Here is a 16,914-nt window from a genome sequence, read left to right as displayed (position 1 = left end):
AAAACATTAAAAAATGTGCATACTTTACAATTTTCAAAGAAACCGCAAAGAAATATTGTGTTTTTTAAATATTTGTGATATATTTCCCATATACCAGTAGAAAGGAGAGGACGTTGGAAAACAAATCAGACTATGCATATCAGGAACTAAAAAATAGAATTATATCCGGACAGATGCCTCCTCTAAGTGATGTTTCGGAAGAACAGCTCCAAAAGGAACTGGGAGTCAGCAGAACCCCTATCCGCGAGGCCATACAAAAGCTGGAGAAAGAACACTTTGTGATGATTTATCCAAGGCGTGGCACGCTTGTCAGTGACATTACACTGGATTTGATCTACTCCATTTATGAAGTCAGACTGCTGAACGAACCGTTTATTGCCCGTTCAGCCTGCCGCTACATTGTCAATGAATGGATTGATCATATGTACACCTCCTTCTCCACAACATTTCATGAAAAGGAAGGCGAACAGCAGCGGGATTATTACATTGAGTTGGACCGGGAACTTCACAATACCCTGACTAGCCATACCAATAACTTTATGCTGAAGGACACGTTCCGGGTGGTAAATGACCATAACCACAGAATCCGTATCCTTACATCCCAACGCAACATGAATTACCAGAGGTCCATCAATGAGCATCTTGCCATCCTGGAGGCTCTCCGACTCAGAGACGAGAGCCAGCTGGAGAACGCAGTAAGAGAACATATTCTCACTGCCAAGCAGGAAGCCTTTGAATACTACTATTAACAGCGGCCTGCCAGAATTCAGAATTTTGAATAGGAGAATTCCACAGAGATGGTTTCTCCTATACTTTTGCAGAGTCTGATATATTACAAATATATTTGTAATATATATTATTGAAAGGAGAATTCCCAAATGGAGAGAAAACTCATAAAAATCGAGGAACATGACAATGTTGCTGTGGCTGTAGAGTCCATAAAAAGGGGACAGACCGTTATAGCCGGCCAGACTGAGGTTACCGCCCAGGAGGACATCCCCTTCGGACACAAAATCGCTCTCAGAGATATAGAAGCAGAGGAAGCGGTTATTAAATACGGATATGCCATCGGACATGCCTCCTGTCCCATCAAAAAGGGCTCATGGGTACACAGTCATAACCTTGCAACTAACCTGAAAGGCATGCTCACCTACACATATGAGCCTGATATCCCCCGCCCGGCCAATGTTTCCGGTATTTCACGTACATTTCGCGGATACGTCCGCAAGGATGGAAACGTGGGTATACGAAACGAGATTTGGATCATCCCCACTGTATCATGCGTCAATACAACGGTACGGATGCTGGCCGACATGGCGGCCAGGGAATACGGGGAACTCTGTGACGGCATTTATGCCTATCCCCACAATGCAGGGTGTTCCCAGCTCGGTGATGATTTTGAAACAACACAAAAAATCCTGGCCAGCATTGTCCATCATCCCAATGCAGGAGGCGTACTGTTGGTAAGCTTGGGATGCGAAAATAATGATTTAGAACATTTTCTTCCTGTTTTAGGAGAAATTGATGAGAGCCGTGTTAAAATGATGGTGACTCAGGATGTGGAAGGGGACGAACTTGAGTATGGTATGGAGCTGATTCGTGAGCTTGCCCAGGAACTAAGCCAGGACCAACGCGAGGATGTACCTGTGAGCAAACTAAAAATCGCTTTTAAATGCGGCGGTTCCGACGCGTTCTCAGGAGTAACAGCCAATCCCCTCTGCGGACGCATTGCCGACTGCATTACCGCATTGGACGGAAGCGCTGTCCTGACCGAGGTTCCTGAGATGTTTGGCGCTGAGACCATTCTGATGAACCGCTCCGACTCAGACAAAACATTTCATCAGGTAGTGGAACTAATCAATGGATTCAAACAATATTATCTGGATTACGGCCAGCCTGTTTATGAGAATCCTTCTCCCGGGAATAAAAGGGGCGGTATTACCACGCTGGAAGAAAAATCCCTGGGCTGTATACAAAAAGGCGGCAAGGCCATGGTGACAGGCACTCTGCAATATGGGGAGCGTTGTATAAAACCAGGTCTGAACCTTATGACCGGTCCCGGAAATGACAGTGTATCCATAACGGACCTGCTCTCCTGCGGAGCCCAAATCCTGTTCTTCACCACCGGCAGGGGCAATCCCTTGGGCGCAGCTATTCCTACCATAAAAATAGCCTCCAACAATGTTCTTTATGAGCGCAAGGAGAGGTGGATAGATTACAACGCCGGAGCCATACTGGACGGAAAAACGTTTGACGATGCAGCCCATGAGCTTTGGGACCTGATGATACAAACGGCATCCGGTGAACATACAAAAAATGAAATCTACGGATACAGAGAAATCATGATTTTCAAAAACGGTGTACTGCTTTAACACCAGGAGGAGGCACTTATGGCATTAGAGACTAAAAAAGAAGGAAATATAATAACAGAACTGGCTTCCAGTGTAAGACTTCCAAAAATGGTAAAAGTCAAACAGCTTCTGGACCATAGCCATATTGATGTTAATGAGATTCCGGGAATTGTACGCAGTGAACTTGATCGTGAGGAACTGAGGGCCCGAATCAAACCCGGCGCAAGTGTTGCCATAACCTGCGGAAGCCGCGGAGTTGCCAATATAGCAGTAATCATCCGGGCCATTGTGGATTTTGTCAAGGAATGCGGCGGAAGTCCCTTCATATTCCCGGCTATGGGAAGTCATGGAGGAGCCACTGCCCAGGGGCAGCGTGAAATACTGGCCAGTTACCATGTTACAGAGGACACTATGGGATGCCCTATCAAGGCTACCATGGAAGTGGTTCAGGTTGGCGAGACACCTGACGGTATGCCGGTCTATGTAGACCGATACGCATATGAGGCTGACGCTATCATACTATGCGGACGTGTAAAAGCCCATACGGCCTTCAGGGGTCCCTACGAGAGCGGCATCATGAAGATGGCTGTTATTGGTCTTGGGAAACAAAAAGGAGCTGAGACAGTCCATCGCAACGGCTTCTGCGAACTTGGGACCATGCTTCCTGTCATTGGAAGGGTCGTTTTGGAACATGCGCCTGTAATTGGAGCTCTGGCTTTGGTGGAGAATGCCTTTGACCAGACCTGTATCATCAAAGGTATGCTGAAGGAAGAGATATATGAAGAGGAGCCCAAACTGCTAATTGCCTCCAAACAGAGGCTGGGAAAGATTTATTTTGACAACATCGACGTTCTGGTGGTGGACCGGATTGGCAAAGATATCAGCGGAGATGGCATGGACCCCAACATAACAGGACGGTTTGCTGTTCCTTATATTAACGAGGGCATTAAAGTCCAGCACATTGCGGTTCTGGATCTGACAGATGAGACACATGGAAACTGCAACGGACTGGGGCTTGCAGACGTAACAACCAAACGGCTGGTGGATAAAATTGATGTGGACTGTACATATCCAAATGTGGTGACATCCACAGTGCTCTGCACACCTAAAATACCGCTGTTTACCCATTCTGACAAAACATGTATACAGATTGCCCTGCGCACCTGCAATTATATTGACCGCGAACATCCGAGAGTGGTGAGAATAAAAGATACGATGAACTTAGAGGAGATTTACATATCTGAGTCCATGTTAAAGGAAGCGGAAGAATCAAACCATGTAATCGTATCCGGCCCGCCGAAAGACTGGGTTTTTAACGAAGAGGGAAATCTTTGGTAATTGTTTTTATTCAGATAATGAACCGTACCGTGGATAGGTACGGTCCACATATAAAATCAACATCTATTGGAGGAGGATATTATGTCAGGTACATTACTTGTCGTTAACTTAATCGTTGCAATCGCTCTGATGATTGCTCTTATACTTATACCCAAACTGAATCCCGCTATCAGCTTAGTCATTGCCAGTATCTATATGGGCGTATCCTGCGGATTGGGTTTTGTCACATCCATTGACACGATTGCCTCTGGTTTTGGCAATATGATGGCCAGCATAGGACTGCCTATCGGCTTTGGAGTGATTCTGGGACAGCTCATGAGCGATACCGGAGCTGCTAAGGTAATTGCAAAAACCATTGTACATTCTGTTCCCAATAAATTTGTACTGTATGCCGTGGCAATAGCCGGATTCATACTGGCTATTCCCGTATTCTTCGATGTAACCTTTATCATACTGATCCCCATTGGCATTGCAGTTGCCAAAGAGGTAAACAAACCTCTGGCCTATGTAGTAGGAGCTCTGACCATCGGAGACGGCATTGCGCAGACTCTGGTGCCTCCTACCCCCAACCCTCTGGCTGCAGCGGATCTGCTGCATTTCAATCTGGGAACCATGGTAATCATGGGCCTGATTATCGGAGCTATCGCAACGGTTGTTTCCGTATTTATCTATACAAAAATACATGATACCGGCTTTTTTAAACCTGAAAAGGATATGAACCCCAACGCGGAACTGTTCAGCGAAGAAAAAGAATTGGAATCAGATAAGCAGCCCTCTTTCCTGGTATCCTTTCTTCCCATACTGATTCCTGTTGTATGTATCCTGACAGGCACAGGGGCTGACGCCATCTATGACGAGACACCTATGGTAGCCCAATTCCTCGGCAATAAGATCATTGCTATCCTGTTGGGAACACTCTGTTCCTATCTGATTGGTTACAAGTATCTGGGACGGGACAAGGTTGAGGCCTCCGCAGGAGAGGCATTAAAGCAAGCCGGTATTGTTCTGCTCATAACTGGAGCCGGAGGTTCATTTGGTTCCATCATCTCAGCCACTGACATCGGAAATGCCCTGGTCACAACATTGAGCATCAATAGCGGTTCCGTAATAAAGGTATTGTTCCTGGCTTATTTTATCGGCTGCATATTCCGTATTGCCCAAGGTTCCGGTACAGTAGCCGGTATTACCGCCATGACAATCATGGCGACCATTGCTCCCAGCGTGTCCATCCACCCTATCTATATCGCACTGGCCGCACTGGCGGGAGGAATCAGTGTGGGACATGTCAATGACAGCGGTTTCTGGGTCGTAAGTAATTTATCGGGATTTACCGTAACCGGCGGTTTGAAAACTTACACTGTAGCACAAATCATCATGTCTATCTCCATTATGATATTAACCCTTTTATTTGCACTGGTACTTCCAGGTGCAATTGGGTAATATTATGTAAGTAAATCCATAAGCCCTCCATTCTTGGAGGGCTTCAGACTGTAGACAAACTGGTTTTGGGCTTTGTATCCCAAAGCCAGTTTTCTTTTATTAACCAAATTGCGTTCAAAATAAAGTTTGTGAAATGGGCTGCTCCCCATTTCGCTTTCATCCTGGCCAGCTTTTTCAGATTCATGCAGGCAAATGTAAGCCCGACTTTCATTTCCATTCGGGCTTTTCCAAACATCTGTGTATATCGAAAACCATGATTCTCCTTTGCACTTCCAAAGATTCGTTCTATGGTTTCTTTCCTTTGTGAATATAATTCTTTCATACCCAGGGTTTGGCGGATCTCCTCACACATCTCCATGTAAGGTTCCCATATGTGGCGCATAACCGTCTTTACATGATCTTTGCTTTGGGTACATTTTGCAAGATAGGCACAGCTTGCACAGGCACTTCCACAGCTTTTGTACTCGCGATATCCCTCACGGTTGGTTGTTCGATAGGTCAGCACCTGATTGTTGGGACAGATATAGCAGTCGTAATACTCATCATAAACGTACTCGTATTTCTTGAAGAAACCCTCTTTTGTCAGGGGGCGTTTGTATGGTAGGAGCGGTTTGACTCCTTGATCGATCAAAAGTTTTGCTATACCGGGAGTTTTATATCCTGCATCGGCTATCAGGGTCTCTATTCCGATCCCTTTTATCTTGTCATATAAAGACTTGAAGGTTCTGCTGTCATGATTGTTCCCGGGATGAACGCTATAGCTGAGAATCCATCCATTCTTATCACATGCGGTCTGTACTGCATAAGCAAATACATGTTTATGTTCTCCTTTGCGAAACCATCCGCTTTCCGGATCAGAAGTGCTTGCTTTCACTGTCTTTTCTTCTTTGCCGCCGGCTCCACCGGATGGTGTATTGTTGTCATCCTCTTTTTCTTTCAGCGGACGTTTCCCGTGTGCTTCACGGTCTTCATTGATTTCCTGTTTCAGCAGATCTTCAAAAAATAATGCCTCATCATGAGCAATACGCTTCTGCATCTTTTTATTGTTTGCTCTGGCTTTTACATGGGTGGCATCCACAAAAACTTCATTAGGGTCTACCAGCTTAAATTTGTAGCATTCAGAAAGGATATGCGCGAATATCTGTTCAAACAGGTCGGTGTCTTTAAAGCGTCTCGTATAGTTCTTTCCAAAGGTTGAAAAATGTGGCACTTTATCCAGCATATCCAACCCGAGGAACCAGCGATAGGCGACATTTACCTCAATCTCTTTTACCGTCTGGCGCATGCTTTTAATGCCATAAAGATATTGGATGAAAGGAATCTTGATCAGCATGACGGGGTCCATACTGGGGCGTCCGTTGTCCTGACTGTATTTATCTTCTACCAGTTCATAAATGAAGGACCAGTCGATTGCTTTGTCGATGATCCGCAGCAGATGGTCCTGTGGAACCATGTCATCCATGCAAAACAACTGAATCTGTTCTCTTTTTTTATCCGCATTCTGTGTCATCATAAGCATCTCACCGCCTGTATTTGATACATCTATTATACCAAAAAAGAGCCTCAAAGTCTTGTAAGTGCTGACTTTTCTGGCTCAATCGCGAAGAAATTCCGAGGCACTTGTCCTCGGAATTTGTCTACAGTCTGAAGCCCTCCATTCTTGGAGGGCTTATTTAATGTCTACCATAATAAATATAGAACAGTGCTAAGCAGGGACATTTACTTTTGTCTTACCACTTCCTCAATCTCCCCCGGCTCCGGCATGGACTTAAGCGCCCCTTTCCTGGTGGTAACAATGGAGGCTGCGGCTGAAGCCATTGTCAGCATATCCCTTACACCTTCCCGGTTTAGGGTTTCCAACGGATGGTCCAGGAGATAATTCAGGCAGCATCCGCAAAAGGTATCCCCTGCCCCGGTGGTATCAATGGTCCTGTCCGTAAGGAACGCCTCTGCCTTCAGGGCTTCCTTTGCCCAGTATGCCGTACTCCCAAAAGCCCCGGCTGTCACAAGGATCAGGGGAATGCCGTGAACAGCCTGCAGATGACCCACCGCTTGTTTCTCATCCTCTATCCCGGTCATGAAACGCAGTTCCTCATCAGTGATTTTCAGGATATGGCACAGGGACACGCCGTAAAGCATCTGTTTTCTGGCCTCCTCCATATCCGCCCATAAGGGCGGCCTCAGATTGGGGTCAAAGGAAATCAGGCATCCGTTTTCCCTTGCACACGCAGCTGCCCTTATGGTAGCCTTTCTTACTCCTTCATGGGTCATGGACAGGGTGCCGAAATGGAATATCCTGGAACAACGGATCATGTCTAGGTTCACCTCGTCCTCCGTCAGCGCCATATCAGCGCCCGGATTGCGGTAAAAAGAAAAACTCCTGTCACCCGACTCATCCATGCTGACAAATGCAAGGGTGGTGTGCACCTCATCCGACATCACAAGTCCGCCGCAGCCGATTCCCGATTCCCGGACAGCCCTGCAAAGAAACCTTCCATGGATGTCGTTTCCAATCTTGCCGATGAATCCGGTGCTCCTGCCGTATCTTGCCAGCATGGCCAGGACATTGCACGGAGCGCCTCCCGGATTCTGTTCCAGGACAGGGTTGCCCTGGGCGCTGGTTCCCGCAGGTGTAAAATCTATCAAAAGCTCGCCGAGGGCAATAACGTCATATTTCTTCTGATTTTCCATAGCAATCAGACTCCTCCTGTATACATTTCTTTCATAATTTCATTGTAACGCCTGCGGTTCAGACGGTAGAAGAAAAGCACAATGCCAGTAATAATCCAGAACATACCCGGTATGGTGGTAAATGAATGCTTAATCACTGCCAGCACGGCAGGATTCTGCTGTCCGCCGGCCACATATCCGCACATACCCAGAACCATAGCCAGAAGTGAGGTGCCAAGAGCCATGCCCATCTTGTTGCCAAGTGATATAAACGCATACTGGAACCCATCGTTCCTCAGTCCCGTTTTCCACTCACCATATTCCACACAGTCCGGGATAATGGCATAGATGGCTGTATTAAACCCGGAAAAGAAAAACTGGGTCAGTGCCGATACCCCGTAAAACAGAATCGGGGATTCCTTTGCCGTAAACATGCCCAGCCCCATCATAGACATGCCGGTCAGGAATGCGAAAATGGAGGCCGCCCTTCCCTTGTTGTTGGTCCAGTGGAACAGCATGGGGAAGCAGGCTGCTCCGATAATGGATGGGATTATAATGCACATGGAATACACGGTAAAGAACGCCTTGCTGCCCTCCACATAGGTAAAATAGTATAGTGCATCCGCGTTCCTCCCGTACAGCGTAAACCCGAACAGCATCTGTCCTGCCAGCGCCAGGATATAGGGACGGTTCCTGGATACGGCCCTGAGCTGTTCCTTCAGAGAAATCTTCTTCCGCTCAGGTATGGCCACCACTTCCCTTGTCTTTGCGAAACAGAACATGTGGCACAATGCAAAGATGCCTCCGTAAATCACGGCTATCAGGAGATATCCCCTTTTATCGCTGCCCGCGCCCAGCGTTTCAATCAACGGCACCGTTATGATATTGATGATTCCAATGGCAATCATGGCTGCCACAGACCGGAAGGTATTAATCTGCGCACGCTCCTCTATGTTCTGGGTCATGGCCCCGCATAGGGTCCCGTACGGGATATTGACGCAGGTATATCCCAAAACCAGAATACAGTATGTAATACCCATGTACACAATCTTGGCCGTACTGTTCCAGCCCGGATGGGCCCAGAAGGTCAGTATCAGAACAACGGCTGTCAGGGGCGCCGCCACAAGAAGCCAGGGCCTGTATCTCCCCCATCTGGAATGGGTCCTGTCGGTCAGGCTTCCGATGATGGGGTCATTAACAGCGTCCCAAAAACGTGAAAACAACATCAGCCCCGCCACGGCTCCCATACTGATTCCAAATACATCGGTATAAAAAATCATCAGGAAATTTCCCACAAACATCCAGCTGAAGTTACAGCCCACATCCCCCATTCCATACGCAATCTTGCTAATCAAAGAGACCTTAACGTCTGTGTCTGCTCTCAAATCCGTTTCTGCGGCCGCAGTCTGTCCAGTCCGTTTCATTTTACTTCTTAAAACCATCTCCGTCATATCCCCACTTCTCCCTGTATCTACTCCTGCACGTTGATAATTACTTTCATGGTGCTTTCCCTGTTCTCATCTATGTACTGGTATGCTTTCAGATAGTCCCCAAATGCAAAGTGCCTGGAGATAAGAGGGGACAGAACCACCTTTTTCTCATTCACAAGGCGGATTGCATCCAGGTAATCCTCGTTCCGGTACATCATACTGGTATTCAGGTCCAGTTCATGGTCATTGAGCACAGCCAGATCAATCTGCCCCAGGCCCGCGAACACCGCAACCAGAATAATTGTGCTTCCCTTGCGGGCATATTTAATCGCCTGCCCCATGGTAATGTTGTTGCCCGCACAGTCATAGATGACTTCCGCTTTATCCGGCCCCAAGCTTTCTGTCATGGCCTCCCCGAAATCCTTATTCCTGGTATTCACACAGAAGTCAACTCCGCACTCCTTTGCTTTTTCAAGGCGCAGACCGCTGACATCCGTAATCATCACCTGCTCAGCTCCTAACCCCTTTGCTGCCTGTGCCACCAGTATCCCGATGGGTCCCGCTCCCAGCACTGCAATCTTTGCTCCCTTAACATCCCTGGCCTGCTTCACGGCGTGGACCGCAACAGCCAGAGGCTCTATCATAGCCCCCTCATCATAGCTCATGTCATCGGGAAGCAGGGTTACCTTTGCGGCATCCACGGCAAAATAGTGGGATGCGACACCCGTAGTCTGGAAACCCATCACCTTCAGATCCTCGCACAGATTATATTTGCCATGGCGGCACGGGTAGCATTGGCCGCACACCACCTGGGGCTGGATTGTCACCTTCTGCCCTGGCTTTAACCCGGTCACTGCCCGGCCAGCCTTCACCACCTCACCTGAAACCTCATGTCCCTGGGTTACAGGATAGCTTGTAAACGGGTGTTCCCCATGATACACATGGATATCAGATCCGCAGATTCCTATTTTCATAATCTTTATAAGCACTTCCCTGTCACTGATTTCCGGTACCGGAACCTCATGAAACTCAATTTTACCTGGCTCTGTCATTACCTGCTGCAACATATACCATCTCTCCTTTTTCTTTTTATATAATCTTTTATAAAATGTTTTATTAAAGTAATTACATTATTGCACCGGTCCTTGCTTTTGTCAATATACCAATTGCATTTTCATCAACTTGATTATTTTTTTGTCATCTTTTTATGCAGTTTGCACAAAATTCCTGGAAGCAATGCAAAAAATGCGGCCCCTGTGCTTGAACAGAAGCCGCATCCTATATCCCTTTTATATTATTGTCCTAAAATACTCATCCATGAATGTCATGGCAATCCCTACCGCAGACGCCTCCTTTTCATAGCGGCAGTTTCTCAGATAAAGGGTATCATTATCAAACTTATTATTAACCATTACCTTCCTGCCAAGCTGTGACATATAAGGCTTCAGATAGCCGCCCACATAGCCGCCCAGCACGATGTCGCAGTCAAAACACATCCTTAGATTGGTAATGACAATGGACAGATCCTCCAGATATGTGTCCCAGACCGCCATGGCATCCCGCTCTTTCTTCTCTACCAGCCGGAAAAACTCCGCCAGGCCCCCATCCTCCCCCGCAAAAGAGGACAATACCCCGGCGGAACAATAAGGATCTGCACATCCGCGCTTACCGCAGTAGCACAGCCTTCCTTCCGGATATATAATCATGTGCCCAAACTCCGCGCTGCGGAAATGGTCTCCCCCGTAAATATCATTGTCCAGGTAGATGGAACCGCCCACCGTGTTGCTGAGAGAGAGGTAAACAGCATTCCTGTCCGTACCCTGAAGCTCCGCGACCGCAGCGCTGTTTGCATCATTTTCAAAATGTACCGGATATGGGATCAGTCTGCTTATGACCTCCAGGTTGATATCGCTGACCTGGAGAATATGGGAACGTATCAGCCGGCTGTTTTCCCTATCCACAATACCCGGCAGTGAAATGCCCACTCCCAGTATTTTCTTTTTGTCCACCCGGCTCTCATCCAGGAACTGCTCCAATTCCGCCGCCAGGTCCTCATAATACTCCGCAGTATTCTCAAACCGCCTGCGAAACCGCCTGCTGTGAACCATATCCCCCTTAAGGTCAATGATCACAACACTTATATGATTGGCCGTGATATCAACCCCTGCAGCGTACCTCACATTTTTCACAACAGACAATGCCTTGGCCTTGCGCCCGCCCGTGGATTCATACTCTCCCACCTCCTCCACGATTCCGGCCTCCTGAAGTTCCTTCACATTCTGGAGTACAGTGGGCATACTGAGTCCCAGTTCAATGGCCAGCTCCGGCTTGGATATCTGCTTTCTGTGGAGGATATGGCTGGCAATCCTTGCCTTGTTCTGACGTTTCTTTTCCAATGCCTTTTCATTTATCTTCATAATAGGACATCCCACTTTCATAAACTCTTTTCTAAAAGTAATCATACATCTAAAAGAAGCATATGACAAGAGGGAAACCCGGAATACTTAACTATAAATTGAAACCATAATCCAGGGCGGCACACTGGCCCGTTATCGGGGCCGCCGCTCAGACCGGAGCTGCTTGCCACGCTAACAATGACACCCTTTTTATTTTTCAGCATATCTTTAAGTATTGCGCGTGTACAATACGTAACGCCTTTAATATTTATGCCGACAACGCGGTCTATCTCGCTGTCGATTTCCTTATCAACAGGCCGTAGCCCTTCATCCCTGGCGCCTGCATTATTTACCAGAATATCTACTAGTTTTCCGAACGTTTCCATCGTACTGGATACCAGTATCTCACTGTCATCCGGGTTTGAAACATCCATACTGTTCTCTGCACCTAAAATCCTGGTGCCAACTCCGTTGACGGAATGTGTAACGCCTAACTGGTTGAACAGCGTCAAGGTACGGCGTACTGTAATGACAGAGACTTGCATATATTCTGCTATTTTGGCAGGAGATGTCAAAATGCCATCCTACCCAAACCCCCCAGGCGGACACCCTTAAGCAAATCTATCGCGATTTAATAACACTTCTGGGAAGTATTCTGATAGACATTCCAGCAAAACGGAATCTGCTCTCCCGGCGGCTCCAGGGTGATGCGGTTGGCATAAAACCGGCTGATTGCACATGTAATCTGTTCCTGGCAATATGTCACGCTTCCCCAAAGCCCGTCCCAATCTTTTTGACGGCAGAATCGAATCATATACAGCAAGGGGCCGTCACTGTCCTCAAAATCCATCAGATTGGCCGGCAAGCTTAAAAAGGGCGCCTGGTAAAATAAGAACGCCTGCCAAATCAACCGCAGCAGCAGCTGGTTGTTAAGCGAGCCATATATTAACTGAATATGCTGAACCATGATATACGGCCTAAGTATGTTGGTTTGTGAACGAAGCCTCTCTAACTCGTCCATCTGTTCCGGTCCGGCATTTTTCAGGCCGTGCCATTGGGCCTGGCTGAACATCGGTCCAAAGGATTTGCACATATCCATTACAGCTTCTTTGCGCAGAGTGAAAAACGTCTGGATATTCTTCTCAAATTCCGCCTCCTGAAACTGTACGGCCACAGCCGCCCCCGCCTTTTTGGTCAGAGTGATATATCCCTCTATTTTCAACTGATAATAAGCGGCTTATACTGTATCCAATGAAACGCCGACCCACTGGCTGACCTCCTCTATCTTCGGCAGCGGGTCTTTATAATGGTAGGTGCCGAATTCAATCTGCGCCGCCAGCAAGCCATATATAACCTGGCGTAACTCCATGACTTTGTCCATCCGTTCCTCCTCAATATAATTCTGTGGTTAATAGGGGCGTGTCTCACCCTTATTATTTATAATAGCATGTACGGATTGGCATTGCTATCAATTCTATGAGAAGAAACATAACCAGATTGTACGCAGGTTTCAGAATTTTCAGCACTAAATCAATCCCAGAGTCCGCACTGCAGCGGCACCCTGAAAAATGGTTTCTTCTCTGCCGCAGATGCTGTCTCTGCCCGTTCAAGAGCCTCCATCACTCTGACCGGTGTCATAGGAATTTCGTACATAGCAAGGCCTGTTGCGTCCAGAACCGCATTCCTTATGGCCGGGGCTCCCCCTAGAATCGTCGGCTCTCCTACTCCTTTAGCGCCAAAGGGTCCTGACTCACTACCTGACTCCACAATAATGGATTCAAGGCTCGGTACATCCAAGGCAGTGGGGATCAGATATTCATGCAGGGACGTTTCCTTTACCAAACCATGTCTCAAAAAGCATTCCTCCATAAGGGCCCATCCAATCGCCTGGGCCGCTCCGCCGTCCATCTGCCCCTCAACCGTATCCGGATTAATGGCTTTGCCCACGTCAGTTGCCTGTACTGACCTGCACACCGTAATCATACCGTTTCTGGTGTCCACCTCCACGAGCACACCGTGCGCTCCATATGCAAATGTTGTCCACCGTGTTGTCTGGTTAAGATTCTCAGGGTCTTTTTCCGTCATAGGCGGATACCAGTTTCCAACCTGCGCCAGAGACACCTGGGATACCCGGGCCCTTGCAGCGGCTGACTTAAGAGTTACCTTTTTATCTGGTTCCTTCTCGGAAAATATCTCGCTGTTTTTTATGGTCAACTCATGGGCGTCCGCCTCTAACATATCCGCCGCAACATCCAGTATCCGTTTCTTCAGGGAACGACAGCCGGCTATGATTGCATTTCCCTGGAACACAGTTGCCCTTGAAGCGGATGTGGGACCCGCCTCCGGTCCACACATGGAATCCGATATCCCTACATTCACATATTCTATGGAAACACCCATTGCCTGGGCCGCAATCTGGCTCATAGCCGTAATCAAGCCCTGGCCCATTTCGTTCTGGGCCAGGTTCACATTGAGGGAGCCATCCAGATTCAACTCCAGGTATACATGGCCCGCGTCTTTTGGAAATGAACTTCCGGTTCCATACATATAGCAGGCAATTCCCCTGCCGCGCTTTTTGTATGGGTCTGAACAGTCGAGAGGCTTGTCCCATTCCAATTCCTGCCTCACCTTTTCAATGCATTCACGTATGCCTGCCGCATCACTCTTACTCATCTGCTGGGAAAATATAGTCTCAGACCCTTCTTTTATTAAATTCTTAAGTCTGAATTCAACCGGGTCCATTCCTATGGTGCGGGCCATATCATCCATTGCACACTCCAGAGCATAATACTGCTGAGGTGCTCCCAGACCTCTGAACGCTCCGCCGTATACATGATTTGTATATATGGATCGGTTTCTCACATCCACGGCCGGTATTACATAAGGGCCTCCCGATAACAGTGCAGATCTGTGAGGAATCACATCCACTGATTTATATGCGCCCTTATCAAAAATAGCTTCAGACCACATCCCGGTCATACATCCATGGGTATCCACACCAATTTTATATTTTATATAGCTGCGATGCCGTTTACTGGTATAGCGGAACATTTCTTCCCGCGTCATTTCATAAACCACTGCCCGCCCTGTACAAAGCGCCAGAATTCCGGCTGCCACGCCGCAATCCACAGATGAACACTCTTTCCCTCCAAAGCCGCCGCCAACCAGAGGGCTGACCACCCTTATCCGGCTCACAGGCAGATGAAGGGCTTCGCACAGGCCTTCCCGCATGCCATGCACATTCTGTACCGGACAATAGAAGGTCAGTCCGCCGTTCACAGCATCCGGCTCTGCAAAAGCAATATCCCGTTCCAGCGCAGTGTGTTCTACCATGGGCGTGCGAAAATCCGCGGTTATCTCAATCACTGTTTTTGAAGCAGCTTCTTCCATACCACCCTTTGCCACCCGGACATCATTTGAGACATTGCCGCAATGATGAGAGCCGTACTCCTTTCTCACCTGTTCAGCCCCCGGCAGCATATTCTTTAAAGGGTCTGTCTCAAAGGGCAGAGCGTCATACTCCACCTTTATCAGGTTCACCGCCCTGTAAGCTGCTTCCTCTGTTTCTGCTGCCACAAAAGCTACCGGATCACAATCGCATATAATTTCATCCTTTGCCAGAACCGGCTTATCTTTAAGAATATATCCATACCCGGAACCGTCCTTCAAGTCACCTGCTGTCAGAACCGCCACCACTCCTGGAACCTTCTTTGCTTCACCCGTATCTATGCTTTTTATCCTGGCGCGGGCACAGTCTATTCTGCGCACTTTGGCCACAAGCACATCCGTCCTTCCGGCAAGCAGGTCCGCCGTAAACTTTGCATAGCCGGTCACCTTGCTTATGCTGTCCGGTCTGATATACCGCTGTCCAATACATGATTCATTCAAAGTCACTTGATTTCCTCCCAACTGTGATTTGCAGTCATAAGCCTTCTTTCTGCTGCCAGCTTAACGGCATTTACAATCTTCTGGTAACCCGTGCAGCGGCAAAGATTTCCTGATATAGCCATCCTGATTTCTTCCTCATCCGGATTCTCCTTTTCTTCCAGCAGCCCGTACACAGTCATAATCATGCCCGGTGTACAATAGCCGCACTGTACCGCTCCTGCGTCTATAAATGCCTGCTGAAGCGGATGAAGATGCCATGGCGTCCCCAAGCCCTCTATGGTCATCACGTTTCTGCCTTCCACCATGCAGGTAAGATAGGCGCAGGAACGGACAGCCCTGTTGTCAATCAGCACCGTGCAAGCGCCGCAATCATCTGTACCGCATGCTTTCTTTGTTCCCGTCAGCAGAAAGCGTTTTCGCAAGGTGTCAACCAGGAGTTCCTTTCCGTCAACCTCAATACACACTGCCCTGCCATTTAAATCAAAGTGAACCACAGGCATAACACGAGTCCCCCCTCTCTGTTTCCGCGAATGCCATATCTAAAGCCTCTGCTATGGCATTACAGGTTGTTTCTTCTTTATATCTTTTAAAATAGCTCTCTCTGAGTCCCGCCTCCCGCGGAAAGAATTTCAGGGCAAGCTGTATTGCCTCGTCCCGCCCCAAACCCTTAATCCTTTCTCCGATGCTGGGAGCCAGGACCGCTGTGGCGTTTAAGGCTCCCAATGATATAACCGCGGACAGGCACCGTCCTTTTTTATCCACGGTAACCACCGCGCCTGCTATAACTTTTGCTATATCCTGTGATTTCCTGCGGGAAAACCTTGCATATCCGCTGCCCTTATCCGGGCCCGGACTGGGAAACCGCATCTCCTTAATAATCTCATTACTCTGTATATCTGTTTTGTATGCTCCTAAATATATGTCCTTTTGTCTGACAATACGCTCCCCCCTGACACTTACCAGTACCAGCTCCGTATCAAGAGCCAGCATCATGGATGCACAGTCAGCCGACGGCGCAGCAGTAGCAATGTTGCCGGCAGGCGTAGCAACCATACGTATGACCGGACTCCCCACACTGCCCGCCGCCCTGGCCAGTCCGCCAATCCTGCCGCACACAGGAGAATCCTGCATCTGACGGTAGGTTACGTTTCCTCCGATATGCACATACTGTCCGTCATCCGTGATTGTATTCATACTCTTTATACCGCGTATGTCAATGATTCCGGTAGGAGTGATTTTACCCGCAGAAATGCTCAGTATGATGTCGGAACCGCCGTTCACCAACACCGTTCCCTCCTGTTCCTCCAACAACGCCGCTGCTTCCTCCAGTTCCCTGGGGTGATAATAATTTGTTTCCATACAGCCATTCCTTTCTTAATGAAAATAAGCAAAAACATCCTG

The 16,914-nt window shown here is 48.1% G+C and carries 15 protein-coding genes; 4 read left to right on the top strand and 11 right to left on the bottom strand.

Translation table 11 applies throughout. The features are described 5' to 3' along the window. The first annotated feature begins 113 nt into the window (after positions 1-113). The 4 genes from CGC65_RS09805 to CGC65_RS09790 all read left to right on the top strand — a co-directional run bounded on the left by CGC65_RS09805 (position 114) and on the right by CGC65_RS09790 (position 5,129). Complete coding sequence (locus CGC65_RS09805; RefSeq protein ID WP_002569569.1) at positions 114-749, top strand: GntR family transcriptional regulator; 636 nt, start codon at positions 114-116, stop codon at positions 747-749. 129 nt (positions 750-878) lie between these two features. After that, a complete protein-coding gene (locus tag CGC65_RS09800; protein WP_002569570.1) occupies positions 879-2,372 on the top strand; it encodes a UxaA family hydrolase in 1,494 nt (497 codons plus the stop codon). An 18-nt stretch (positions 2,373-2,390) separates the two neighbouring features. Next, positions 2,391-3,689 (top strand): nickel pincer cofactor-dependent isomerase, group 22, encoded by a 1,299-nt coding sequence (locus CGC65_RS09795; protein WP_002569571.1) that lies wholly within the window; start codon positions 2,391-2,393, stop codon positions 3,687-3,689. Positions 3,690-3,770: 81 nt separating this feature from the next. Next, positions 3,771-5,129, top strand: a complete 1,359-nt coding sequence (locus tag CGC65_RS09790) for a GntP family permease (RefSeq protein ID WP_002569572.1) — start codon at positions 3,771-3,773, stop codon at positions 5,127-5,129. Positions 5,130-5,172: 43 nt separating this feature from the next. Here the strand turns inward: CGC65_RS09790 and CGC65_RS09785 are convergent, their stop codons facing one another. The 11 genes from CGC65_RS09785 to CGC65_RS09740 form a co-directional block, all read right to left on the bottom strand. Next, positions 5,173-6,648: an IS1182-like element ISClbo1 family transposase gene (locus CGC65_RS09785; RefSeq protein ID WP_007037661.1), complete on the bottom strand. Its 1,476-nt coding sequence runs from the start codon at positions 6,646-6,648 to the stop codon at positions 5,173-5,175. Positions 6,649-6,848: 200 nt separating this feature from the next. Next, positions 6,849-7,820, bottom strand: coding sequence for a carbohydrate kinase family protein (locus tag CGC65_RS09780; protein WP_002565972.1), 972 nt, complete (start codon positions 7,818-7,820; stop codon positions 6,849-6,851). Positions 7,821-7,825: 5 nt separating this feature from the next. Beyond that, positions 7,826-9,250, bottom strand: a complete 1,425-nt coding sequence (locus CGC65_RS09775; protein WP_002565973.1) for an MFS transporter — start codon at positions 9,248-9,250, stop codon at positions 7,826-7,828. Positions 9,251-9,270: 20 nt separating this feature from the next. Then, entirely contained in the window at positions 9,271-10,296 is a 1,026-nt protein-coding gene (locus tag CGC65_RS09770; RefSeq protein ID WP_002565974.1) for a zinc-dependent alcohol dehydrogenase, read from the bottom strand. 222 nt (positions 10,297-10,518) lie between these two features. Continuing rightward, the gene (locus CGC65_RS09765; RefSeq protein ID WP_038282616.1) at positions 10,519-11,646 is read right to left on the bottom strand and encodes an ROK family transcriptional regulator; all 1,128 of its coding nucleotides are present in this window, start codon (positions 11,644-11,646) and stop codon (positions 10,519-10,521) included. Between the two features lie 41 nt (positions 11,647-11,687). Further along, positions 11,688-12,059, bottom strand: coding sequence for an SDR family oxidoreductase (locus tag CGC65_RS09760; protein WP_235622195.1), 372 nt, complete (start codon positions 12,057-12,059; stop codon positions 11,688-11,690). A 197-nt stretch (positions 12,060-12,256) separates the two neighbouring features. Beyond that, positions 12,257-12,799, bottom strand: coding sequence for a hypothetical protein (locus CGC65_RS09755; protein ID WP_002565977.1), 543 nt, complete (start codon positions 12,797-12,799; stop codon positions 12,257-12,259). Positions 12,800-12,862: 63 nt separating this feature from the next. After that, positions 12,863-13,006, bottom strand: a complete 144-nt coding sequence (locus CGC65_RS30965) for a helix-turn-helix domain-containing protein (RefSeq protein ID WP_002565978.1) — start codon at positions 13,004-13,006, stop codon at positions 12,863-12,865. A gap of 149 nt (positions 13,007-13,155) precedes the next feature. Further along, the gene (locus CGC65_RS09750) at positions 13,156-15,519 is read right to left on the bottom strand and encodes a xanthine dehydrogenase family protein molybdopterin-binding subunit (protein WP_002565979.1); all 2,364 of its coding nucleotides are present in this window, start codon (positions 15,517-15,519) and stop codon (positions 13,156-13,158) included. Continuing rightward, positions 15,516-16,013: a (2Fe-2S)-binding protein gene (locus CGC65_RS09745; RefSeq protein ID WP_002565980.1), complete on the bottom strand. Its 498-nt coding sequence runs from the start codon at positions 16,011-16,013 to the stop codon at positions 15,516-15,518. The genes CGC65_RS09750 and CGC65_RS09745 overlap by 4 nt, the downstream gene beginning before the upstream one ends. After that, a complete protein-coding gene (locus CGC65_RS09740) occupies positions 15,994-16,872 on the bottom strand; it encodes an FAD binding domain-containing protein (protein ID WP_002565981.1) in 879 nt (292 codons plus the stop codon). Before CGC65_RS09740 ends, CGC65_RS09745 begins: the two co-directional genes overlap by 20 nt. Positions 16,873-16,914 lie beyond the last annotated feature (42 nt).

Origin of the sequence: Enterocloster bolteae, from assembly GCF_002234575.2 — a bacterium.
Taxonomy (GTDB): domain Bacteria; phylum Bacillota; class Clostridia; order Lachnospirales; family Lachnospiraceae; genus Enterocloster; species Enterocloster bolteae.
The sequence above is the reverse complement of the archived record's forward strand: the minus strand, read 5'-3'. Positions and strand labels throughout refer to the sequence as shown.

Excerpts from the sequence above, each read along its gene's own strand:
- CGC65_RS09800 (WP_002569570.1), top strand. The coding sequence starts at position 879 with ATGGAGAGAAAACTCATAAAAATCGAGGAACATGACAATGTTGCTGTG.
- CGC65_RS09795 (WP_002569571.1), top strand. The coding sequence starts at position 2,391 with ATGGCATTAGAGACTAAAAAAGAAGGAAATATAATAACAGAACTGGCT.
- CGC65_RS09790 (WP_002569572.1), top strand. The coding sequence starts at position 3,771 with ATGTCAGGTACATTACTTGTCGTTAACTTAATCGTTGCAATCGCTCTG.
- CGC65_RS09785 (WP_007037661.1), bottom strand. The coding sequence starts at position 6,648 with ATGCTTATGATGACACAGAATGCGGATAAAAAAAGAGAACAGATTCAG.
- CGC65_RS09780 (WP_002565972.1), bottom strand. The coding sequence starts at position 7,820 with ATGGAAAATCAGAAGAAATATGACGTTATTGCCCTCGGCGAGCTTTTG.
- CGC65_RS09775 (WP_002565973.1), bottom strand. The coding sequence starts at position 9,250 with ATGACGGAGATGGTTTTAAGAAGTAAAATGAAACGGACTGGACAGACT.
- CGC65_RS09770 (WP_002565974.1), bottom strand. The coding sequence starts at position 10,296 with ATGTTGCAGCAGGTAATGACAGAGCCAGGTAAAATTGAGTTTCATGAG.
- CGC65_RS09765 (WP_038282616.1), bottom strand. The coding sequence starts at position 11,646 with ATGAAGATAAATGAAAAGGCATTGGAAAAGAAACGTCAGAACAAGGCA.
- CGC65_RS09760 (WP_235622195.1), bottom strand. The coding sequence starts at position 12,059 with ATGGATGTTTCAAACCCGGATGACAGTGAGATACTGGTATCCAGTACG.
- CGC65_RS30965 (WP_002565978.1), bottom strand. The coding sequence starts at position 13,006 with ATGGACAAAGTCATGGAGTTACGCCAGGTTATATATGGCTTGCTGGCG.
- CGC65_RS09745 (WP_002565980.1), bottom strand. The coding sequence starts at position 16,013 with ATGCCTGTGGTTCACTTTGATTTAAATGGCAGGGCAGTGTGTATTGAG.
- CGC65_RS09740 (WP_002565981.1), bottom strand. The coding sequence starts at position 16,872 with ATGGAAACAAATTATTATCACCCCAGGGAACTGGAGGAAGCAGCGGCG.